Source organism: Streptomyces sp. NBC_00988, assembly GCF_045162645.1.
In the GTDB taxonomy this organism is placed as follows: domain Bacteria; phylum Actinomycetota; class Actinomycetes; order Streptomycetales; family Streptomycetaceae; genus Streptomyces.
On the sequence record NZ_CP108730.1, the window covers coordinates 10,423,988 to 10,446,531 of the forward strand.

General features: G+C 71.7%; 21 protein-coding genes, 1 tRNA gene and 1 pseudogene. 22 read left to right on the plus strand and 1 reads right to left on the minus strand.

Annotation, left to right across the window (positions count from 1 at the left end; all coding sequences use genetic code 11):
• Nucleotides 1-19: 19 nt before the first annotated feature.
• From OG496_RS47105 to OG496_RS47210, 22 genes are all read left to right on the plus strand, one after another.
• Nucleotides 20-93, plus strand: a tRNA-Pro gene (locus OG496_RS47105).
• A 52-nt stretch (nt 94-145) separates the two neighbouring features.
• Complete coding sequence (locus tag OG496_RS47110; RefSeq protein ID WP_405975259.1) at nt 146-697, plus strand: DUF317 domain-containing protein; 552 nt, start codon at nt 146-148, stop codon at nt 695-697.
• 98 nt (nt 698-795) lie between these two features.
• A complete protein-coding gene (locus OG496_RS47115; RefSeq protein WP_405975260.1) occupies nt 796-1,620 on the plus strand; it encodes a hypothetical protein in 825 nt (274 codons plus the stop codon).
• A 10-nt stretch (nt 1,621-1,630) separates the two neighbouring features.
• Entirely contained in the window at nt 1,631-1,756 is a 126-nt protein-coding gene (locus OG496_RS47120; RefSeq protein ID WP_399390591.1) for a hypothetical protein, read from the plus strand.
• Complete coding sequence (locus OG496_RS47125; protein ID WP_405975261.1) at nt 1,731-2,909, plus strand: hypothetical protein; 1,179 nt, start codon at nt 1,731-1,733, stop codon at nt 2,907-2,909. Before OG496_RS47120 ends, OG496_RS47125 begins: the two co-directional genes overlap by 26 nt.
• A gap of 41 nt (nt 2,910-2,950) precedes the next feature.
• Complete coding sequence (locus OG496_RS47130; protein WP_043686931.1) at nt 2,951-3,343, plus strand: hypothetical protein; 393 nt, start codon at nt 2,951-2,953, stop codon at nt 3,341-3,343.
• Between the two features lie 3 nt (nt 3,344-3,346).
• The gene (locus tag OG496_RS47135; RefSeq protein WP_405975262.1) at nt 3,347-3,661 is read left to right on the plus strand and encodes a hypothetical protein; all 315 of its coding nucleotides are present in this window, start codon (nt 3,347-3,349) and stop codon (nt 3,659-3,661) included.
• A 24-nt stretch (nt 3,662-3,685) separates the two neighbouring features.
• A complete protein-coding gene (locus tag OG496_RS47140) occupies nt 3,686-4,195 on the plus strand; it encodes a hypothetical protein (protein ID WP_405975263.1) in 510 nt (169 codons plus the stop codon).
• Between the two features lie 38 nt (nt 4,196-4,233).
• The gene (locus OG496_RS47145; protein WP_366491916.1) at nt 4,234-4,602 is read left to right on the plus strand and encodes a hypothetical protein; all 369 of its coding nucleotides are present in this window, start codon (nt 4,234-4,236) and stop codon (nt 4,600-4,602) included.
• A 34-nt stretch (nt 4,603-4,636) separates the two neighbouring features.
• The gene (locus OG496_RS47150; protein ID WP_405975264.1) at nt 4,637-6,277 is read left to right on the plus strand and encodes a hypothetical protein; all 1,641 of its coding nucleotides are present in this window, start codon (nt 4,637-4,639) and stop codon (nt 6,275-6,277) included.
• Nucleotides 6,277-6,591: a hypothetical protein gene (locus tag OG496_RS47155; protein ID WP_366491914.1), complete on the plus strand. Its 315-nt coding sequence runs from the start codon at nt 6,277-6,279 to the stop codon at nt 6,589-6,591. The genes OG496_RS47150 and OG496_RS47155 overlap by 1 nt, the downstream gene beginning before the upstream one ends.
• Nucleotides 6,588-7,037 (plus strand): hypothetical protein, encoded by a 450-nt coding sequence (locus tag OG496_RS47160; protein WP_405975265.1) that lies wholly within the window; start codon nt 6,588-6,590, stop codon nt 7,035-7,037. The genes OG496_RS47155 and OG496_RS47160 overlap by 4 nt, the downstream gene beginning before the upstream one ends.
• A gap of 5 nt (nt 7,038-7,042) precedes the next feature.
• Nucleotides 7,043-8,347, plus strand: coding sequence for a baseplate J/gp47 family protein (locus OG496_RS47165; RefSeq protein WP_405975266.1), 1,305 nt, complete (start codon nt 7,043-7,045; stop codon nt 8,345-8,347).
• Nucleotides 8,344-11,559 (plus strand): LamG-like jellyroll fold domain-containing protein, encoded by a 3,216-nt coding sequence (locus OG496_RS47170; protein ID WP_405975267.1) that lies wholly within the window; start codon nt 8,344-8,346, stop codon nt 11,557-11,559. The genes OG496_RS47165 and OG496_RS47170 overlap by 4 nt, the downstream gene beginning before the upstream one ends.
• Nucleotides 11,552-12,166: a hypothetical protein gene (locus tag OG496_RS47175; protein WP_405975268.1), complete on the plus strand. Its 615-nt coding sequence runs from the start codon at nt 11,552-11,554 to the stop codon at nt 12,164-12,166. Before OG496_RS47170 ends, OG496_RS47175 begins: the two co-directional genes overlap by 8 nt.
• Nucleotides 12,167-12,174: 8 nt before the next feature.
• Nucleotides 12,175-12,819: a hypothetical protein gene (locus OG496_RS47180; protein WP_405975269.1), complete on the plus strand. Its 645-nt coding sequence runs from the start codon at nt 12,175-12,177 to the stop codon at nt 12,817-12,819.
• Nucleotides 12,820-12,835: 16 nt separating this feature from the next.
• Complete coding sequence (locus OG496_RS47185) at nt 12,836-13,471, plus strand: hypothetical protein (protein WP_405975270.1); 636 nt, start codon at nt 12,836-12,838, stop codon at nt 13,469-13,471.
• Nucleotides 13,472-13,480: 9 nt separating this feature from the next.
• Complete coding sequence (locus OG496_RS47190) at nt 13,481-16,924, plus strand: hypothetical protein (RefSeq protein WP_405975271.1); 3,444 nt, start codon at nt 13,481-13,483, stop codon at nt 16,922-16,924.
• A 40-nt stretch (nt 16,925-16,964) separates the two neighbouring features.
• Nucleotides 16,965-18,560 carry a hypothetical protein gene (locus OG496_RS47195; protein WP_405975272.1) on the plus strand — a complete coding sequence of 532 codons (1,596 nt, stop codon included), beginning with the start codon at nt 16,965-16,967 and terminating at the stop codon, nt 18,558-18,560.
• Between the two features lie 162 nt (nt 18,561-18,722).
• Nucleotides 18,723-19,538: a BTAD domain-containing putative transcriptional regulator gene (locus OG496_RS47200; RefSeq protein ID WP_405975273.1), complete on the plus strand. Its 816-nt coding sequence runs from the start codon at nt 18,723-18,725 to the stop codon at nt 19,536-19,538.
• A gap of 274 nt (nt 19,539-19,812) precedes the next feature.
• A complete protein-coding gene (locus OG496_RS47205) occupies nt 19,813-20,784 on the plus strand; it encodes a glycoside hydrolase family 25 protein (protein ID WP_405975274.1) in 972 nt (323 codons plus the stop codon).
• Nucleotides 20,785-20,823: 39 nt separating this feature from the next.
• Nucleotides 20,824-21,099: a hypothetical protein gene (locus tag OG496_RS47210; RefSeq protein ID WP_405975275.1), complete on the plus strand. Its 276-nt coding sequence runs from the start codon at nt 20,824-20,826 to the stop codon at nt 21,097-21,099.
• A gap of 508 nt (nt 21,100-21,607) precedes the next feature.
• On the opposite strand, the pseudogene OG496_RS47215 reads toward OG496_RS47210, so the two are convergent.
• Nucleotides 21,608-21,766: pseudogene (locus OG496_RS47215) on the minus strand (LuxR C-terminal-related transcriptional regulator); the annotation flags it as partial.
• Between the last annotated feature and the right edge of the window lie 778 nt (nt 21,767-22,544).

The following is a 22,544-nucleotide window of genomic DNA, read 5'->3' on the forward strand; positions in this document are numbered from 1 at the left end:
CGACCGGGTGCGGCGCGAGCGGGACGTGGCGCAGCTTGGTAGCGCACTTGACTGGGGGTCAAGGGGTCGCAGGTTCAAATCCTGTCGTCCCGACTCTATGGAGTCGCAGGTGAGGGGCGGTTTCGGAGGAATCCGAAACCGCCCCTTGATCATTCCTGGGGACCACGCGTACACCTACGGCGGGCTGCGTGTGGCGATCGTCCGCCCGGACCGCGGCGAGATCGACGCGGTGGCACTCAGCTTCGTGGAGCACGGCACGTACCACGGCCCCGGCCGGCCGCCGTGGGAAGGAGCCGTCACCACCGGGTTGCGCGACGCCATCGAGCAGTACACCGCCGGCTGGTTCCCCGGCGCCGTAGACCCGCGCACGGCATGGGTCTTCCCCTACGACGAGAGCCGGCCGTTCGCCCGGACCGACGACGGCGCGGCCGCCGCTTTCGGCCCGTGCCTGCGACTGCAGACCACCTGCGAGCCCCAGCCGGACAGGCCCGACAAGGGCGCGTGGACCGTCACCGCGCACCGGGCCCCGTTCACCGCTCCGGCCTGGCGGATCACCTTCGGCGCCACCACCCCGTCGACCTGCTCGACCTCTACCTCGAAGACCGCCACAGCGGCCAAGTCCGGTTGTTCCAGGACGAGACCGCGCCGCACGAGGCGTACGTGCAGCAGCTCCGAGGTGGCCCGGGCCCTTCGCTGACGCCGCGGTGACGCCTCCGTAACGGCTCCCCTGCCAACGTAGCCATCGCCGGACGGGCCTGGGCGGTCCGCCGGAACCGGACTACCAGCGGGGGAAACATGTCGGCATTCGGGGACCGGGCGCTGCTCGCGCTGAGTGACCCTGTCGCTCTGGGGGCGTTGCTGTCGCCCACCGGCGGTTCGGGTGACCAGCGGGTCCGCACGATGCTGGCCTCGGTCTACGACCTGTCGGCCGTCCGGCTCGACACGATCACCGGCGCACGGGTGCGGGAGATCGCCCTGCAACGGCCGCTGTTCCCGACCGGCCGCCAGGACGGGGCGTGGTCGCAACTCGTACCGTCCTACACCCGTACGGAACTGACCCTGACCGTGCCTGAGCCCACCCGGCCGGTCTGGATCGATCTGCGCGCCGCCATCGACGTCACGCTGGTCGCCGAGATCGACCCGGCCGGCGCGGAATCGGTGGTGAGCCGGGCGTTTGACGACTTCGCCACCTTCGACGAGTTCCGGGCGAGGTTCACGTTCTTCGATCTCGACGCCTTCCTCGCCGAGCACGGAATCAGCACGGTGGAGGAACTGAAGGACGCCTTCGACTACGTGGTCGCGGAGATACAGCTGCGCACACCCCCGCCCTTCGACCCCGACGACCCGGCGAACACGCACACGCTGCCGGTCACCCTGGCGGCCGTGGTCGTCGACCCGTTCGACCTCGCCGGCGGGCTGCGCGCCACCCGGCTCGTACGGGAGGCGGCGCGGCCCCTGACCGGCCCGGTCCCCGCCGGGCTCCCGGCCGAGGCCACCGAGGCCTACGCGACAGCCCTCGTCATCGCCGCCGACGGCCTGCCCGACGGGCTCGCCGCGGCGGACGTCGAACGGCTCTGTGCCGCCGAAGGCGTCGTCAGCCTCTTCCTGCCGGCCCCGTGAGGAAGCCGTCATGACAGCGACCGAGGAGCGGGCCGACCGGCCCGGGACCCGGCTCACCCGTACCTGCCACCGATCCGGCCTGACCGGCCCCGCCATGGAGGAGAACCCTGATGCCCGTTCGGTATATCCGGGTTGACCCGACCGTCAACCTGTTCGCACCGGCCGTCCGCGCGTTCGGCACGATCGCGATCGTGGGCCGCGTGACCACCCCGGCCCCCGCCCCGCCCGCGTCCGCGTCGGCCTCGGCCTCGGCCTCGGCCAAGAAGTCGGCCGCCGCGGAGGCGGCAGCGGCTGTGCCGCCCACACCGGTGGCGTTCACCAGCCCGGACAAGGCGGAGCAGACCTTCCCGGGAGAACTCGGCAAGGCACTCACGCTGGTGTTCAGGCAGAGCCCCGGCCCGACTCTCGTCTACGGCGTCCCCGTCGACGCCACCGCGCCGGACTGGAAGAGCGCGCTCGCGGTCGTCGCCGGCCTGAACGTCCAGCTCGTCGTGCTCGCCAACACCCCGATCGACGCCACCTCGAAGACCCCCGAAGGACCGATAGGCCTGCTCTCCGACCACGTCACCTCCGTGTCCCAAACGGGTGCCGACGGGATGGAGCGCATGGGTGTCGCGATGCTGCCCAAGGGCAGCACGGTCCCGAAGGTGATCCTGTCCAACGAGCGGATGGTCTACATCGCGCACAACAGTGACGAGGACGCGGCGGTGGCCGTGACCGGCACCATCGCGGGCTACGAACCCTTCGTGTCGCTGCTGCTCAAGAAGGTGAACATCGACAGCCCGCCGTTCAACCCCACCGACATCGACGCATTGAACGGACCGGCGGAGGTCTCCGGATCGGGCCCGACGGGAGCCGGTGTCAACTGGCTGACCAGTCCGGCGCTCATCCCCGGCAACGGCGTCTACATGGGCGAGGGCTACACCGGCGACCCCGGCAGTCCCAAGAAGTACATCGACGTCTGCCGCTTCGTCGACCACCTGTCCTTCCTGCTCAAGGCACAGCTCATCGGCTCGATCGGGAACGTGCGGATCAGCAGGTCCGGGCTGCGTGCCCTGATCGCGCAGATGGAGGCGGTACTCAGTCCCTTCGTCGACGCCGGCGTCCTCAACAGCTTCGAGATCGTCGTCCCCGTCCTCGTGCTCCTGGACAAGGACCCCGCCACGCTCACCCCCGACGAGGCGAACAGGATCCACACCGCCGAGGTGCAACGCCTCGTGCAGGTGCTGGCCGCCGTCGAGTACGCGGGCGCCGTGCACCGGATCTCCATCGACCTGAAGTTCGACTAGGGAACTCCGACCAGCCACGTCCGACTAGGAAGGCACACCTGATGGCCGACTGGAACACACGCCTCGAAGTGAAACTCGGGGACTCCACCATCACCCCCATCTCGACGTTCACCCCGACCTTCAACGCGCCGCACACCGTGCTGCACAGCATCGAGGCGGACAACGTCGGTTTCGTCCGCCAGCCCGCGACGTTCACGTTCACCATGGGCGTGCCCGCGGTCGCGACCGCGGTCGCCGACCTGACCCAACTGGCCACCGAGGGAACCGAGTTCCAGATCATCGTGGCCGAGAAGAAGGGGACGGACTGGGCCTTCAACTCGATGAAGTTCGCCCGCTGCGTCGTCACGTCGGCGAACCCCAGCAACGTGGTGATCGACGGCGTCCCGCAGGCGAGCTTCACCTGCCTCGCGCTGTCCGTCGGGGTCGAGGCGTAACCCGTGGACGGCGACCCGGACGAGGGTCAGGACGGCGTCGAGAGCGGTCCCGGTGGCCAGGACGTGTTCCCCGTACCGGGGTTCGCGGCCGGCGGCCGGGTGGAACGCACCGGGATCGCGCTGGTGCACGAGGGCGAGTACATCGTCCCGCAGGCCGGCAGCGAGGCGGTGATCTCGCCGGAGAGCGAGTCCGGGGTGATCCATTACTACTTCCCGGTCCAGGTGGAGGTCGTCGGGACGCTGCCGGACACCGAGGTCCAACGGGTGGCCGGTTACGTCTTCGACCAGCTCGACCGTGAACTGGCGACCCGGATCTGACGGGTGTGAAGGGGGAGGAACACGATGGCTGGTGCGGTGAACCTGCCTGTGCTGGTAGGCCCTGTGCAGCTGCTGTACGTGCAGAGCATGACCATCAACGAGGGCTACCGCATCGAGCGGATCATGGGCAGCCGGTTCTCCCAGGCCACCCAGCCCACGAACAAGACGATCGCGATCGAGGCCGTCCTGCTCGGCCCGCAGCGACTGGAGCAGAAGAAGGCCCTGGAGGCGCTCGCGCTCACCTCACGGCTGCTGGTCGCCGCCATCGCCCGAGGGGAGTCGACGGTCGGCATTCCCGTGGTGTCGGGCCTGACCATCAGCCTGAACATGCAGGTCACCGATCTGCGCTTCGTCCAGGGGGTGGCCAAGCGGGACGCCCTGGACGTGTCGATCACGCTCCAGCAGATCCCACCGGGCCGCTCGACCGCGGTGCTCGGCGAGATCGGCGACCTGGTCCTCGCCGTCGGCACCGCGGCCGTGCCCACCGGGCCGGCGGCCAGTCCCATCGCCCGGGTCCCGGGTGCCCTGTTGTGAGTCCGCGATGAACCCCGTCATGACCAAGGAGGCAGGATATGGCGGCCCTGAACTATCTCGCCCTGCCGATCGACCCGGCCGAGGGGTTTCCGCAGGCGTTCCGGCTGTCCCTGGCCGGTCGCTCGTACCAGTTCCGGCTGCACGCCAACGTGGCGGAGGACCTCCTCGACGACGCGTCGGGCGACCTGCTCGACCTGCCGGCCGAGCGCGCGTTCCTCGTGCTGTCGGTCGACCGCGAGGAGCCGGCCGGCCTGACCACGATCCTGCGGCGCAAGCTGGCACCGGGGGTGGAGTACCACGCGGCCGAACTGGCCCTGACGTTCCCCACGATGCTGCTGGACCCGCGCAATCTCAACGGTGCCGGCTCGTTCGGCTCCCGCGTCGTCGGAGGGGTGGCCCTGCGATGAACGGACGGGTCGACTCCCGCCGGGAGGTGGCGACATGAGCTTCGTCATCCGGTACGAGGTCGAGATATCCGCGCCCCTGGCACCCGGCGGGCTCGGGCTGCCGCTGACCGTGTCCAATGACGTGCTGGCCAGTTCCCTCGTGCTCGACGCCGACATCACCGTCACGATGACGGAGGGCGCCGCCACCGACACGTTCGAGGTCACGCTGATCAACCTGCCGACCGACGTGATCGACCTGATCCGCGCGATCCAGGCGCGGACCCCCGTCGAGGTCGCGATCCGGCTCGGCTATTTCGACGACCTGTCCACCAGGACGGGCGACGGCGGCCTCGTGCTGAAGGGGCGGGTCACCAAGGTCTCGGGCAGCGTCGGCCAGGACGGATACGCGCGCACGGTGCTCTACGGCCAGGAGAAGGCCGGCTATCTGCTGCGCAACACGCTCGCGGCCGTCGGCAGCCCGGCCGGGACGAGCGCGCAACTGTTCGCCCTCGAAATGCTCAAGGATCTGGTGCCGGTCGCGAAGGGGTCGACCCTGCCGGGAGACCTGAGCGGCTTCACGGTACGCAGCGGGTCCATGCTGGACGCGCTGAGGGCCCTGGCCGAACGGGGCGACGCGCCGCTGGTGGTCCGCGACGGCACGGTCTACCTCGGTGCCGCGGTCGGCGCCGCGAACGACACGGCGCCGGTGGCGCTCGACCCCGACACCAACATCGTGTGGCTGGACAGTTCCTACGGGGAGGACACCGCGGGGGAGTTGTCGCCGCCTCTGCGGGCCACCGTCGACCTGGCGGTGCTCGGCCATCCGCTGCTGCGCGTCGGCCAGCTCGCGAAGATCACCGGACTGTCCGGGGTGCCCGACGGCACGCTGCGGCTGTCCCGGGTGGTGCACCGGTTCACCACCGGCGGCGGATACACCACGGAGCTCGGCCTGATCGCGGCCGCCGCAGGCGAACGGGCCCAGGTCACCACCGGCGTCCAGGTGGTGGTGGACCGCTGGCGGGGCATGGTGGACCGGGCCCGCGACGACCACCCGGCCATCGACGTGGGTGAGGTCACCGAGTACGCCGCGGGCGCCGGCAAGCACCTGGCGTCCCTGCACTACGCCCAGGTCCCCGGCCCCGGCGTGGTCGCGCCCAGCGTGGCCAGCCCCGTCGACACCGGCGCGAGCATGCACGAGAAGCCGATCGCCTCGGTGTTCGCCTTCGACCGGACGGGCCTGGTCGTGCCGGTGTACCCCGGCATGCGCGCCCTCCTCGCCCACAACCGGGGGGCCGTCAACGACGCCGTACTGGCCGGGTTCCTCTGGCCGGACAACCCGGCGACGCGGCGCCCGGCCAACGAGGCCGGCGACTACTGGCTGGCGCTGCCCACCGCACTCGGCGACGACGGCCGGCCCACCGGCCCCGGCGCCAACGACCTCACCGACGCGGGCGGTCACCGGATCATCCAGACGACCGGCCTGCACATCGTGGTCGGCAAGGACCTGCTGCCCGAAGTGGGCACCCGTCCGAAGCCGCCGGACGACGACACGATCACCATCGAGCACCACAGCGGTACGACCATCACGGTCGGCGCCGACGGCGCCGTCACCATCAGCACGCAGAACCACCCGATCAAGCTGACCAACGGCACGGTCAGTCTGAACCTCGACGGTGCCGCCGTGGCGGTGTCGTGATGCCCGCCGTCCTCACCGCCGCGTCCACGCTCCAGTGCCCGCACCTCGCACCGCTCCTGATCGTGCCCGGCGGACATCTGCTCACCGTGGACGGCCAGCCCGTCCTCACCCGCGCCGACCTGCTCAGCGCGACCGTCCCGGCCTGTCCGAACAAACCGCCCTGCGGCGGGGTCCTCGCCATCGACAGCGGCCTCGCCACGACGCTGCGGGTCGGCGGCGAACCGGTGGTGCTGGAGACCGCACAGGGACCGACCCTGACGGCGTCGCCCTGGCAGGTCGTCTCGGCCGGCCAGACGAAATTGGAGGCAACATGACAACGCCGACGTCCCCGGACCCGTTCGGGCGCGGCCTGCGCGTGGACGACGGGGACCTCGTACTCGACGGCGGGGACCTGGCCGAGGTGAGCGGCATCGCCAACCTCACCCAGGCACTGACCCTGCGGGTCCTGACGCCCTTCGGCTCCGACCGGTTCAACACGGGCTACGGCCTGGACGTCACACAGGCGTTCACCGAGCCGAACGGCACCCGCGTCGTCAAGCAGCTCCTGAAGCTGAACCTCGTCGGCACGTTGGGCACGGACCCGCGGGTCAGCGAGGTCAGACAGGTCACCTTCGAGGACGATCCCGAACGACTGGCCGCCGGTCCCGGCGCCGTGGCACAGGCGCGCGCCGCGCAGGTCCGCCGCGCCTGGACGGTCGAGGCCGACCTGGAGACGGTGGCCGAGGTTCCGGTCACGCTGCGCGTGAACGTGGAGGTGTGACGACCGTGACCGATTACGGGGTGACTGCCGACGGGTTCGTCCTCAAGCCCGTCGACGTGATTCTCAGCGAGTCCTTCGACCGGGCCAGGGCGGCGTTCCCCGGAGCGGACCTGACCAGTACCAGCGCGCTGCGCAAGATCCTGGAGACGGCTGCCGCGGAGGACGGCGAACTGTGGAAGCGGCTGGAGGACCTGTACTACGCCAACTTCCTGTCCACGGCGGTCGGTGACGCCCTCGACCTGCTCGGCGAGGACACCGGCCTGGAACGCGCGTCGCTGGCGAGCACCGGCACCGTCAGTGTCACGCTCGACGACGGTGTGCAGGGCCGGAGTTACGTCCTGCCCCAAGGAGCCGTCCTGGTGACGGCCGACCCCGTCCGGGCGTTCGGCACGGTGGCACCCGTAGTGCTGGACCAGGGAACGCCCACCGCCGACGTCGGCGTGGTGGCCTTCGAGCCGGGACCCGGCGGCGACGTCGACGCCGACACGATCACCGGCATCGACCCGACGTACCGGTCCGTCTACCTGGCCGACTTCGGGCCCGCGGACTTCGACGTGACCAACAGGGCCGCGACGAGCGGCGGCACCAAGGACGAACCGGACGCGACCTACCGCGGCCGGCTCCTCGGGATCGCCCGCAACCTCTGGACGGTCGAAGCCGTCGCGCAGGCGGCCCTGAGGGTCGCCGGCGTCCTCGACGTCGTCCTGTCCGACCCGCTCGGCGGAGTCGACGTGTCGCAGAGCTACTTCGACCTGTTCAACTTCGACCAACGGGCGTTCAGCAGCGAACGCCGCGTCGGACAGCCGTACTTCTTCACCGTCGTGGTGGCGCACGACTTCCGCTGGCCCTGGCACACCACCGGGCCCGTGCCCGGCATCTTCGAGCGGGTGAGCACGGCGGTCGACGCGGTACGGCCGATCGGCATCCACGCCAACATCGTCGAGGCCGACCACATCGAGGTCGGGGTCCGGGCGACCCTCGTGATCGCACCCGGCTCGGACGGCGTCGCCCTGCTCTCCTCGGTCCGCCGGCGCCTGGCGACGGACATCGCGGCACTGCGCCTGGGCGGCGACGTCCTGTACGCGCAGGTGGTCAGCGCGTTCGTCGAGCAGCCGGGCGTGCTCGACGTCCAGGGGCTGCACCTGCGCAGGGCACCGGCCGCGTTCGGCCGGATCACCTTCGGCGACGTGCCGTTCCAACGCGTGCTCGCGGAGGGCGCGGTGGGCGAGAACCTGGTCATGGGCCCGACGGAACTGGCGACCTTCGTGGTCGACGGCAACGCCTTCGACGTGACGGTGGTGACCGGATGACCACCGAGGCCGTCACACCCGCGCCCACGCTCGCCGTCACCACGATGGCGCGCCGGCTGACCACACCGTTCGCCCGCGGCGCGGACACACTCGAGCTGCGTCTCCAGCTCTTCGGCAGCTCGCAGGCCGCGGTGGACAGCTACGACTTCGCCGACCACGAGGCCCGTTTCGGCGCGGCGCCCGAGCCCCGCTACGTCCTCACCACCACCCGGGACATCGACGTCGACACCACGGTGACGATCACCTACCAGGAGCCGGGCGCTCGGGCCGTGGACCGGCAACTGACCGTGCCCGCCGGGACGGTGACCGGCACCTCGTTCCTGCTGGAGCAGCCCATCACGGCGACCGCCCGGCTGGTCCTGCTCACCATGGCGCCGACGCCGTTCGACAACCGGCCCCAGGACTGCTGGACGCTGACCGCGCTGCTCGGCACCACGGCCAAACTGCTGTGGGTCACCGGCGCCGAACGCGACCGGCTGCGGCGGCACGCGGCCGTGACCCTGGCCCAGCGGCACCTGCCGTCCGCCCTGGGCCTCAGCCTCGACCTGATCGGCGCCGACCTCGGCGTACCGCGCTTCCCCGCGCTGCCCTACGGGTTCGACACCGACACCGTGGCGCTCCACCACCTCGACGACGCCCCCGGTGCCACTCCGCAGGTGGCGGACGTGACCGCCGCGTACCCGGGCCGGACCGCGCACCACGGTGTGCTCCAGGGCCCGGTGCAGGTGGGCCTCCCCGGGCGCTACGGCCGGGCGATGGGCTTCCGGTCGGCCGACGCGGCGATCGTGGTCGCCCCCGACGCCGCGTTCGACATCGGGGAGAGGGACGACGCGACCTTCGAGTGCTTCGTCCGCCCGGACCCGGCTCCCGACCCCGATCCGGCCCCTGACCCCAACGCCCACGACGGGCCGGTGCTCAGTCGGCGCGCCGACCCCGAAGTACGCGGCCCGGGCTGGGAGTTCGCGGTCGGCAACTTCGGCCGGGGCCTGGCCCGCAACGTGCGGTTCACGATCGGCGACGGCGACCCGGACCACGACGTGACCCTGTTCGCGGACACCACCCTGCCGACCGACGCGTTCACCCAGGTGGCGGCGGTGGTCGACAGGACCACCGGCCGGGTGGACCTGTACCTCGACGGACGGCTGCGGGACTGGCGGTTCCTGTACCCGCTCGGCGCGGTCGTGAACACCGCCCCACTGCGCATCGGCGCGGCCGGCGGCGGCTTCCGCGGGGTCGTCGACGAGGTGCGGATCAGCTCGGTGGCGCGGACCGGCTTCGCACCCGTGCTCGGCGAGGACGACGACCACTACCGCCGCCGGCTCGAACTGTTCCGCCGCTGGACCCTGCCGACCCCGGCGAACCTCACCGCCCTCCTCAACCGGCTCGCCGGACGGATCGCCGGGCAGCGCGACGCGCTGGTGGTCGACGACACGAACGCCACCCTGGTCCGCGGCACCCGGCTCGTGCACATCCGGCCGTACGCCCTGCTGCCCGGCGAGAGCGTCGACGTGACCGGACGGCGCCGTACGACCGAGGCGAGCGCGGTGGGCACCGCCGCCCAGGAGGACACCTTCGACCCAGCCTACCTGCTCCGCTACGACCACGCCGGGGTGGACTTCACCCCGGCGTCGGCCCCGGCCGACCCGCACCTGGTCCAGGTCGGGGTCGCCGAGTGTCTCGACCGGCTGGTCACCCTGGCCGGCGCCGAGACCGCACCGCCCGGCCGCCTGCTGGTCGACGCCGCCTACGACCCCCTGGCGGACGACCTGCGGGCAACAGGCCGGGCGGTGCTCCTCGGTCACAGTTCGGTGCCGCCGGGGCGGCTCGCGGCGCTGGCCCACCGGGCGGGCTTCGACTACGTCGCCTACCGGGCCGGAGCAGGGGAGGTCTACGCGGCGATCGCGCTGGGCGACTACTTCAGGATCGACGTCACGCCGGTCATTTTCACCTCAACTGCCGTCACTCCAAAGGCAGTTGGCCCGACGGGCGCTGTCCCGGCCGACTTGGACCAGGGCGCCGCGGTGACCCTGTCCCTGCGCCCCGCGCCCCCCGCGGACGCCTTCCTGAACTGGCTTGTGGTGCCCGGTGGTTCCGGGCGCGGCACGCTCACGCCGGAGAGCGGGGCCGGGTCCCGGCACCCGACCGCGTCGCTGGTGGCCACCGCCCCCGGGCAGTTGATCGTCAAGGCCGACGTGGCCCGGGGCAGACACACGGTCTCGGCGTCGGCGACCCGCACACTGCGGGTCGGCCTGGCCGGCCTCGACGACGGCGCCACGATCGCCGCGGACGGAACGCGCGGCGTGCCCGCGTCGAGCGTGGAGCGCCCGGGAACCTACTTCGACCGGGCGTTCCTGATCCGCCACGACGACACCCGGGTCGACTACGGCAGCGACGCCGCCCGTCTCATGCAACCCGCCGTCGCCGAACTCCTGGACGCCCTGCTCGCCGAACTGGCCCGCAGGTCGGTCGAGGGACGGCTCACGGTGACCGCCGCCTTCGACGACACCGGCGACCCTCCCGACCCGGCCGCCGCCGCGGGACGCCGGCTCGTCCTGCGGCACGGCTCCCTGGACGCCGGTGCGCTGGCCGGGGCCGCGTTCGCGGTCGGCTTCGGGTATCTCCGGCGCGGCGGCGACGAGTTGGAGGTGCGCCAGGCCCCCGGGCAACTCGTCGCCGTGCGCGGGCCCTCCGGCGTCGAACAGGGCGCCGTCATCGAACTGGACGAGGGCGCCACCATGGACCTCACCGCGACCCCGTCGCCCGCCACCCTCGCCGCCGCCGGTCTCATCGGCCAGTTCCCCGGCGAGGGACCGCGTCTGGGCTGGGCATCAGGGACGTACGACGACGCCGCGATCACGGTGGCGTCCAGCACCCGGCAGACCGTCACCCTGCGGGCCGACGCGGCCGGCACGGCCTGGGTGCAGGCGAGCTATCTGATCGGCGGGCAGGCGGTCCCGTACACCTTCCAGGTCCGGCTGCGGCCGGAGCTCGACACCGCGAAGACGGTCATCACCAAGGACCAGCACGACCTGATCATGAACATCCTCAACGTGCTGCATCCCGTCGGTGTGGAGGTCAACACCGCCGCGATCCGCGCCCACGTGGTCGAACTCCAGGGTGACCTCTCGCAGGCCAACCCCGACTACACCTACCCGAGGTTCCGTGTCCGCGGCCCGCTGCCGCCCCGAGCGAGGAGGCCCGCCGATGGCTGACATCGTCTTCCAACCCACCTTCGTCCACAAGGAGTTCGTGGACGGTCCCGACGGCGACAGGGTCAGGGCCGACGAACCGAACGGATTCAACGCCCGGTTCGGCGCAATCGAGAGCGATCTGCGTCAACTGTCCACCGTCGTCGGCCAGATCGACACCGCCCTGGACCGGCGCGGCACCGGGCCTGCCGGACATGTGCTCACTCTGGCGCCGCTGCTGCTGTGGGCCGAGGGGGACCCCCTCGCCTGGAGAATCACCGCCAGCGGTGCGGCCACGGCGTCGGGCGATGACGTCTTTTACGGACTGATGGAGGTGGCGCTCCCCGACAATGCCCTCCTGACGTCGTTCCGCGCGATGGGCCAGGTCGACAACAACGGGGAGGGGCTGGGCATCTCCCTGTCCCGGGTCAAGATCCCCGGCGGCACTCCGGAGGTACTGGCGTCGGTCGGCGGCGACACGGGCCCGTTCGACAGGTCCACGGACGTGGATCCGACGATGGCCGTGACCCAGACCGCGACGTACCGCTACATCATCCAGGCCGCCTTCAGGAGTGGTGGTGGCACCACGGTGACTCTCGCCGCCTTCCAGATCGCCTACACGAGCAGCTAGGAGACATCGTGGCCGACATCAGCTACACCCCGACGTTCCACCATGTCCCCTGGGAGGACCGCAAGGACCGGGTGGAGGCAGCCGGTCCGAACGGGTTCAACGTCCGCTTCAACGCGATCGCGAGCGACCTGGCCCACCTGTCCACTGTCGTCACCGGCATCGGCACGGCGATCGACACGTCGAACACCGCACCGGCCCCGCAGGCGCAGCGGCTCAGTTTCACCCCGACCCTGCGACCCACCGGACTGCTGTCAGGGGGCGCCTGGGGCTACGACGCGAACGGCGTGGTCCATGCCAACTCCGTCGCCATGACCGGGGTGGCCAACCTGACCCTGCCAAACGGGCTCCGGCTGACGTCGGTACGGGTCGTGGGCGCGCTGACGAGAGGCTCCTCCCACAGTGTCGGCGGCAGCATCTCGCTGGCGCGCACACCGCTCCGGCTGGTCTCCCCGCCCCCGGACCCCGAACCGCTGGCGGTCAACGACAACATCGTGGCCGTAGGGCCCCTCGACCTCCAGATACCGGTGTCGGTGCCACGCGCCCTGATCGACACCAGCGTCTTCCGTTACGTCCTCACGGCGACCTTCGAGACCGTCCTCTTCGGTGGCATGTCGATCGAGGCCGTCCATCTCACCTTCGCCCCGCCGTCCTGACCGGGAAGGGACACCTGTGACCGACATCAGCTACACCCCGACGTTCAAGCCGACCGACTGGATCGACAACGTCAGCCGCATCACCGCCGACGGACCGAACGGCTTCAACGTGCGGTTCGACGCGATCACGAGCGACCTCCACCAGGCGGCCGGCGTGGTCACCGAGATCGACACCGCGCTCGCCCAGCCCGTCGGCGCGCCGACCGGCCAGCAACTCCTCACGCCCGGCCTCGACTTCGTATCACTGCCGAGTACGGGTAACGGCTGGCTCTACGACGAGACCGGAGCGCTGTATCCGTCCGTCACCGCCGCCGACAGCGTCGCGGTGATGGGCCTCAGCCTGCCGTCGAACATCAGGCTGGTCTCGTTCCGCGCCATCGGCATCTGGCACGGCGTTCCGGCCACCTTCAGCATCGCCCTGATCAGGGCCCCGCTGGCCAACGCGAGCGCCGCTCCCGACAAGCTGGCCGAGATCGGCACCGCGACGTCCGCCATCACCAACCCGTACGACATCACCGTGCCCGTCGAGGCCGCGTTCGCCGCCGTGGATCTCCAGACGTACCGCTACTGCGTCGTGGCCACCGCATCGGCCATCCAGGTGGTCGTCGCCACCAGCCTCGCGACCGTCCAACTCGCCTACACCGCGAGCTGAGCCGGCGCCATGCGGATCGAGTGCCACGTCCCGATCACCCTGCGGATCGTCGGGGTGCCCACCGACGACCAACTGGAGGCGGCAGGACGGGCGTTGACCCGCGCGGTCGCGGCCCGCCTGACCGAGGCCGAACGCCTGCTGGCCGACCGGCACGGTCACCGCGGCGCCACGTCCGCGGAGATCCGGGACCCGTACGAACCGGGCCGGAACGGCGCCGGGGGATACGCCGTTCCCTCCTACGACGACAACGGTCACCCGGTCGCGGTCCCGGTGCGCGAGGGCGCGCGGACCCCGGCCCGGCGGCGGGCGCGGCTGTTCCGGCTGCGGGTGAGAGGCGTGATGTCGGCATCGGAACTGCTGCGTGAGTTCGTCCGGCAGTACTACCGGGCCACCGACGAAGCAGAGGTGAACCGGCGGCTGCCCCTGTGGCACTGGCAGAACGCGCGCGGACGGTCGGCGACCGTCCAGGACGCCGACCGGGGTTTCATCGAACTGCACGTCACCGACGTCACGCAGACCGCGTTGGACCGGCTGTCTGAGGCGGAGCGGGCCGAGATCAACGCGTCGGCGGACGACCGGTTCCGCCGGGACAACGGTCTCGCGCCCGACGCGAAGCTCGGCACCGGCCCCGAGGACGAAGTCCTGCGGGCCCGCTGGCTCGCGGCCCGCGCCGACGTCCTGCACGAGCACGGCCTGCGCCGGGACATCGCCGCCCTGCCCGACGACGTCAGGAAGATCCTCTTCGCGGGCGGCCGGCCGATGACCCCGAAGGACTACGGGACCGTACTCCGCCTGGCGCGGAGGCTGACCGGCCTGACCGAGGCCCAGCGCAAGGACTACCTGGCCCGGGTCGACTCGACGACGGACGACTGGGCCCGACTGGACGCCTCCGTGGACCGGTACCTGGAAGCCGAGCGGAAACACGGGTCGGACGCCCGCCACACCGACGAGGCGGCGAGCGCGCTCTTCGGATGCGAGGACCTGTACCTCCTCTGGGCCCGGAGGAACGAGCTGAGAGCGAGCACCGCGTACGCCGACGAGGCCGCCTCCTCCGTCGAGGCCGCCGCCCTCGTGGGCGAACTGATCGACGCGGAGGCCGGGTTGACGGCCGCGCTGGCACGCCACCGGTTCCCCCACGAGCGGGCGTTCCTCGACGCGATGGAGGCCTACCGGATCCGCTTCCGGAACGAGGCGGCCACCCTCGGCACCGACATCCTGGCCTACTACGACCACACCCTCCACGAGGAACGCGTCAGGCTCCAGGACATCCGCAACGTCGAGAAGATGCTCGCCGGCATCGCCAGAACCACGGCGGCCGGCGACTACGCGAACGCCGCCACGCAGTGGTCGCTCGCCGAGAACCTGCTGGAGCAGGCCGAGACACTGCCCGTCCAGGAACTGAAGGCCAACGCGGCCGAGACCGACCGCCTCCTCGTGCAGTCCGACGCCTCCTGGGCCTCGGCCGAACAGGCGGTGGTGACCGGCTCCGGCGGCGACCCGCTCGTGGACCCCAAGAGGCTCGGCCGGGACACCGACCGCAGGAGACTCACCGGACTCGACGCGCAGGCCGCCCAGCGCTACCTGCTCGACCTCGTCCAGAAACGGCTGTCGGACACGGCGACGGCCCGGGCGGAGTTCGAGCAGGACCGCGAGCGCGTCTTCAGCGAGCCGAAGCTCATCGAGGCGGCGAGGAAACACCAGGGTGTGCAGGACGACACCGTCTACGCCTGGATCATCCGCGACCACAAGCCGTCCGCGCACATCTTCTCGGCCGTCGTCCTCGGCATCCTCGCCCTGGTCCTCGCGGCACTCGTGCCCGGCGGCGGCTGGGTCGCCGCGGCGGCGCTGCTCGCGAACACGGCGCTGAGCACCTACCAGGCCGTGGAGGCGATCGACGAGTACCGGCAGCAGGCCGTCGAGTACCGGCTGTCGTTCGTCGACCAGGAGCCGTCGCTCGTCTGGGTCGGGATCGCCGTCGCGGCGGCGGCGCTCGACCTCAACAGCACGGTGGCCGCGCTGATGAAGGAATCGGCGAAGGGAATGGCCGCGCTGGAGGCGCCGCTGCGCGAGTTCGCCGCCGCCACCGACGCCGAGACCGCCGCGGCCCGGCTCAGGACGCTCACCGAACGGATCGACGCGGTCGAGGGGCTGCGACCCGAGGTGAGGGCCGCGCTCCGGGCGCACGCCGCGGCGGCACTCGACCTCAAGCGGGCGTTCGGCCAGGCCCTCGGCCGGGCCTTCGCGGGAGGGGACCCGACCGCACTGTTCAAGGCCCTTTACTACGCGGTCAGGACCGGCGCGCGAAGGTTCACCCAACTCCGCAAGGACGCCCGGCTGCTCGTGCTCCTGGGCGATGTGACAGGTCTGACCGGCGCCGAGCGCGCCGAACTCGAACTCGCCTTCCGGCGCGTGCGGGAGGTCGCCGACCTCGGCACGAAGCGCGGGATGGACGAGGCCACCCTCATGGGGTACATCGACCGGCTCGCCGCCCAACGGGCCGCCGGCGACGGCGCGTTCGAGGGGGTTCTGACGGAGATGCGGGCCTGGCGCCCTCCGGCACCCGGGCAGACCTCGGCCGAGAGGACGGCGGCGGAGTCCGTCGGCGGTCAAGCCGGGCCCCCGTCCGGTGGGTTGAGGACCGGCGGCGACGCCCCGCCCCACTGGCAGACCCGGCAGGAACTCGACGAGGCCGCCGCGACGGACCCGGAGGCAGGACGGACGAGCAAGTGGTACGAGACCGCGAGCGACGAGCAACTGAGCGCCCGCGAGGCTCACGACCCGGTCGCCGCCGAACACCTCGACGAACGCCAGGGCGGACGGCGCAGACCCTTCCGGCCCGAGCGTCCGACCGACCCCGCGATGCAGGATCGGCTTCGCCAGGACCTGGGCGAGGCACGCGCCGCCGTCGAGGCCGAGCGGCGGCGCCTGGAGGAGGCGGGCCTGCGCGAACCCTCCACCCGGGAGCGCGCCGGCTGGCGGATCCGCCGGACCAAGGCGGGCGAACAGAGCGTGCCACCGACCGCCAAGGCGGCGGCCGGATACGAGGGAACGATCGCGGTCGCCCGCTCGGACATCCCCGCGCTGAGCGGCGAACGCTTCTCCGGAGGGTCGCCCCGGGCCCTGGGCACCTACGACCCCGCACACGACATCAGGCCGCCGGAGGGCGTCGTCGTCCCGCAGGCGCACGGCCACGCGGAGCAGGCTCTCGGCCAGCAGTTGGACGCACGCCTGTCCCGCCTCACGGCCGCCGAGCGGGAGGCCGCGCACGGGAGGACCGTGCACATCCGCGTCGACCAGGAGGTCTGCTCGATCTGCGCGGCGGGGCTGGGCGGCGGCCCCCGGGCCGGAGTGCTGAGCCGGCTCAGCGCGCTCCACCCGGACATCGTCTTCGAGATCACCGCCGACGACACCAGCGCGGTCTACCGCCTGCGCGCCGGAGTGCGGATCCCATGAACAGCGAACCGATGCCCTGCCCACCCGGAGGTCGAAGGCCATGCGACGCCGCTACCACCTGCCCACCGACATCACGCTGCCGGAGGGCCTGTCGGCCCGGGACGGCCAGGGGCTGAGCGCCACGGTCCTGGCGGCGGTACGCCGTGCGGTGCGCGACATGGCGCCCGGGGAGATGCCGTCACCGCCGGGGCGTCACCGTCCCCGGCCCCGCGAGCGCGCCGCCGGGGACGACCGCGGCCTTCACGCCGTGCCGAGTTACGACAACGCCGGCGAAAAGGTCGGCATACCGGTGGCCTCCCCGTCGCCGGCCCCGGCCACCGGCCCCCGACCGTCGCCGCGCGATCCGGCGAACCCGCACAACATCCTTACGGCCGACGAGATGTACGACATCTGGATCGCGTACTGGACGACCCGTCACAACCGTGCCCACGAGCTCGCGGAGAAGATCAAGGAAGACATCTGGCGCAGGAATCCTCCCGCCTTCGTGCGCAAGCTGGACCGGTTCGAGAACGGACGACGGGACGCGCTCGGGCCCGCGCACGAGGCGGCCGCCAACGACCGGGACTCCTGCACCTTCATGGTCTCCGCGATGCCGGAGGTCCTTCGCTGGCTCAACGCCGAGCAGTCGCACGGCAGACCGGTCACGTTCGCACGGGTGAACGAGGTGGCCATCGAGTACGCACGGGCCCAGAGGGCCGTACAGACCTGGCTGGGGCCGCTCACCTTCGCCGCGCTGGCGGCATCCTTCCCGACGGCCGGCGGCCGGGCCCCCGCGCCCGAGGAGATTCCCGCCTCGCCCCGGCTCCCCGCCGCCGAAGTACCCCCGCCGGGGGCGCCGTCCGCCCCGGGCGGCATCCTAGGGTGGGCGCGGGCGTGGGCGCTGCGGGTCGGCGTGGACCGGGCGATGGTCGGCACGGACACGGCACTGCCCGCGACCAGAGTGGCGGCGTCCTCACCCGCGCCCGCCGAAACGAGCCCCTCGCCGGCCGCGCCGCCCCGCACGCAGGGGCCACGCCCGCCAGCGCCGGACCAGCAACCCGCGCCCATCACCCGCCGGTTCGACCTGACCGAGCCCACGCTCACCACCGACGCAGTGTTCGCGCAGATCAGCGACGAGCTGGCCAACCTGCCGGCGGCGGCACCGAGCGGCACCGGCCCGGCGGCTGCCGCGGCCGACGCGCGGGCGGCGGGGCTGACCGGTCCCCAGGGCGCGCCGGGCACGGCGGATCTCGCGGTGCAGCGGCACGCGGACGCGCCGGCGGTCCGGGGCGCGTACGGGGTGTCGGGCGCACAGGTCCAGTCGGCGCACGCCGGCCCGACCTCCTTCCTGCGGGACGTGCCCGGCTACAGCCGCCGGGACGCCCTCACCGCGCTGCTCCCCACCTGGGTCCACACGGCGTTCGACCAGCACTGGAAGAACTGGGCGATCGCACGGCGCCGGGCCGGCGACACCCAGGTGAGCACCGGGCAGCTGTACGCCGCGATGCTCGCGGCGATCGACCGGATCCCGCTCCTCGACCAGACCACACGGAACACCATCGCCTGGGTCATCCACCGTGAACTCTTCTACGACCTGGGACTCTCTCCCGGCGACCTCCTCACCCTCCCGTACCCCAACGTGCCGCCGAGCCCGTGACCCCACGGGCGGCCGACCAGGTCCGGTCCGATGAGCGGAACGGCATATGACAGACCCTGTCCCACCTCGCCACGCTGGTCGTCTCAGACCCGCGCCAACGGCGGCCTGAGCACACGGGGGCCGCTCAACCGGCGGTCGCCACACGGGGAGACGGGGACGGCGATGGCCTGGAACGAACTGACCGCGGAACCACGAAGACACGGCACGACGGAACAGCCCCCGGGGCTCGCCGTGCTGCGTCTGTTCGGCGCCTTCAGGCTGGAGGGCACCGAGGGGGGCATCGCCGTCCCGGCCAACGAGCAGCGGCTGCTGGCCTATCTCGGACTGCACCAGCGCGCGCCCCGATCGGTGGTCGCCGGGACCCTGTGGCCCGACGTCACCGAGGAGCACGCGCAGGGCAGCCTCCGTACGACGCTCTGGCGGCTGCGCCGGGTGCGGTACCCGGCGGTCGGCAGCGACGGCGACACCCTGTACCTCGCGGACGGCGTCTCCGTCGACGTCGACGACTTCACCCGGGCCGCCCTGCGCCTGACCGGCTGCGCGCACGATCCGGGCGACGCGCTGCCTCCGCTCGGCCTGCTGGCGAGAGGCGAACTGCTCCCCGGATGGGACGAGGAGTGGATCTGGTCCGAGCGCGAGCGGCTGCGCCAACTCCGCCTGCACGCACTCGAATCGCTGAGCGCGCGGCACACCCGGCGCGGCTGCTTCGCACTCGCGCTGGAGGCCGCCCTCACCTGCGTCGCGATCGAGCCCCTCCGCGAGAGCGCCCACTGCGCGGTGGTGACCGTGCATCTGGCCGAGAGCAATGTCGTGGAGGCGATCCGGCACTACGAGGCGTTCCGGCGGCTGCTCCGCGCGGAGCTGGGCATCGAACCCTCGGCACGCTTCGCCGGCATGATCCCGTACCGCGCCAGAGGCGCCGCCCGCACCCCGTCGCCCTTGGCCGCGACACCCGAGCGGCACGACCGCCCGGAATGACCGGGCCCGGTCCGTCGGCGTCGTGTTGACACGGCGGTGACGTCCCGGTCACGGGGTGCCTGCCATCGTTCCCACGACGAGCGAAAGCTCACGACCCGTAGAAGCCCGTGTTGAACCAACGGGTCCCGGGCGCGACGGCGGACCGCCGCCGGACCGGACCGGCCGGGTCGGCCTTCGGCCATCGGGCGAAGGCCGGCCGGGTCCGGCACACGGGCCGCCGACCGGACCCGGCCACCACCCACGCCGTACGACGACCCGAAAGGGGAATGCCGACATGGCCACATGCCGTGGCGTCGACGTCTCCACCTACCAGACAGCCCAGAACTGGACCGCCCGCAAGGCCGAAGGCGTCGTCTTCGCCTTCGCCAAGGCCAGCGAGGGCGAGCACACCCACGACACCCGCTTCGCCCAGCACATCACCGGCGTCATCGACGCCGGACTCGTCCCCGGCGCCTACCACTTCGGCTGGCCGAACCAGAGCGCCAACACCGAGGCGGCCAACTACGTGGCCGCCGTGAAAGCCCATGCCCGGCCAGGCTTCGTGCACTGGCTCGACCTGGAACGCCGGTCCGACGGAGCCAACTACGCGGGTGTCTCCGCGGCCGGGATCCTGTCCTACGCCGAGGCGTGGATCGAAGCGGTCCAGGCCGCGTTCCCCGGCCAGCGCGTCGGCGTCTACACCTCGGGCAGCGATCTGACCGCAGGCCACGCTCCCACCGACGCACCGCTGTGGTACCCGGCCTACCCCTGGTCCGGTGCCGCGACCTACGCACAGGCGGAGGCACACGCGCGGCCCGCCCCGGCCGGCCGTACGCCGCTGTTCTGGCAGTTCACCTCGACCCCGCTCGACCGATCCATCTGCTACCTGAGCGAGTCCGCGTTGCGCACGTGGGCCGCCGGAACGGAGACCGACATGCCGCTCACCGCCGCCGACATCACCAAGATCGCCACCGCTTCCGCGAAGGCGGTACTCACCATGGACGGCTTGATCGCCGCCCCGGCCGACGCCCCCGACGCGAAGACCAACCCCTTCTGGGAACTCCAGTCCTACGTCAAGGACACCAACCTCCGCCTGCGGGCCGTCCAGGCGACCGAGGCGGCGCAGAGCGCGGCCATCACCCAACTCGCCGCCGCCATCGCGAAGTTCGACAAGACCATCGACCCCGCCGCCCTGGTCTCGTCCATCACCGCGGCCATCGAGGCGGCCGTGGGCAAGGTCGTCGTACACCTCGACACCGCCCCTTGACGGCACCCGGAACCACGAGGCACGGAAAGGACTCTCCCGGTGAACCTCTTTGTCAGCTTCATGCGTACGGTCGTACCGATCGTCGCCGGACTCGTACTGACCCTGCTGGTCCGTATCGGTGTCACCTTCGACTCGACGGCGGTGGCCAGCGTGGTCACCGCGGTCCTGACGGGCGCCTACTACACCGTGTTCCGGCTCCTGGAGACCCTCGCGGCGAAAATCCACAACCACGCGCTCGCGACCATCGCCGGCATCCTGTTGGGCTGGGCGACTCCGCCGGACTACCCGGACACGGCCGCCGCGGGCACCGCGTAACGCGCCGGCGTCCCCGCCCTGCCGGACACGGCGTGGGTGCGTGAGGTCATCGCGGCGGGCGCTGCGCACGGCGTCGCCGACGGGCCGCGGCGCCGGCCCGCCGGCGGCTCCCCGACCGGGAACGGTCGACGACCAGCCGGGTGCACCGGGTGTCCGCAGGCTGTTCGTCGACGGGAACGACACTGCAGAGCGCGCATCGCTTCGTTGCGCACCCGGAAGCAACCGAGCGGATCGACCGGGCGGTCGACGACCTCGACACCACCATCGGAATCATCCGGTCCACGATCTTCGGTCCGCGGGCCTGTGCCTTTAAGACGGCGGAGCGGACGAAGTCGTGGCGGTGCAGAGCGAAGAGCGGCTCACACTGACCATCACCGACGACGGCGCCGGAATCGGCGAAGGCGGACACCGGGGCGGTGAACTCACCCTGGCCGCACCGCCCGAGAGCGGCACCCTTCTATGTCGGGGCGTACCGCTTCCCGACCGGCGCCGGCGCGGCCCTGCGGGATCACGCGTCCTCGTGAGACAGGGGAGCCACCCCGAGTTTCGCCAGAAGCCGCGGGATGTGGTTCTTCACGGTCTTCTCCGACAGATGGATACGCCTGCCGATCCGCCGATTGGTGAGACCCGCACCGATCAGATCCGGTATCAAACGGTCACGCACGGTCGGAGCGTCCAACTGCCCTACCTCTGAACCCGGTTGCCCGGAGGGCGCAGCGCCGGACCGCGGATCGGCGCCTGCGCGCTGGTTCCGGCCGCTCCTCGTCGATCCCGCTCCCGTGGGGGCCAGTTGGGGACGTACCGGCGAAGGCCGGTGACCGGCCATCGGATCCGCCACGGCGTTCGCGTGTGGCGATCCGATCGGCCTTTGCGGCACCACTGCGGGCAAACCCTGCCTCCTGAGGTGGGGTCGGACGGCTCGCGAGGAGTACGCCACGCAGGCATGTGAGTTGGCCGGTTGGGTACCCGACACGGTCGGGGTCGGTTTGCCTGGGCTTCGGACGCGTGCTGGTCGGTGCGCGCGATCTCGGCGTCGACGGCGACGGCCCGGTCGAGGTCGTCCTCGGCGTCTGCCTGCGCGAACAGGGCGATGAAGATCTGTTCCCGGGTGCCGTCGATCGGCGCCGGGACGCCTCGGGTTGCCGGTGCCGTCAGCTCGGACAACTCCCGCCGCCGCAGGGCGCAAGGCACGTTTTCCGTCACCAAGGCACCCGCAGGCGGTCGCCGATCTGTGGACCCGCCTGCAAATATTCAGCACAAAGTCCACACAGACCTCTCTTCAGGCGGGCGTAGATGGTCTAGATTGACCGTGCTTTCGCATGGTGGGACACCAAGCGACAAATGATGGTCTATGGGTCCGGCGGTGTAGACGGCCAGTAGCCGCGTCTCTCGCGCCTGACGTGGGGGTGAGCGGTACTTGGAGTCGTAGAGGGACTTGGGGCGTG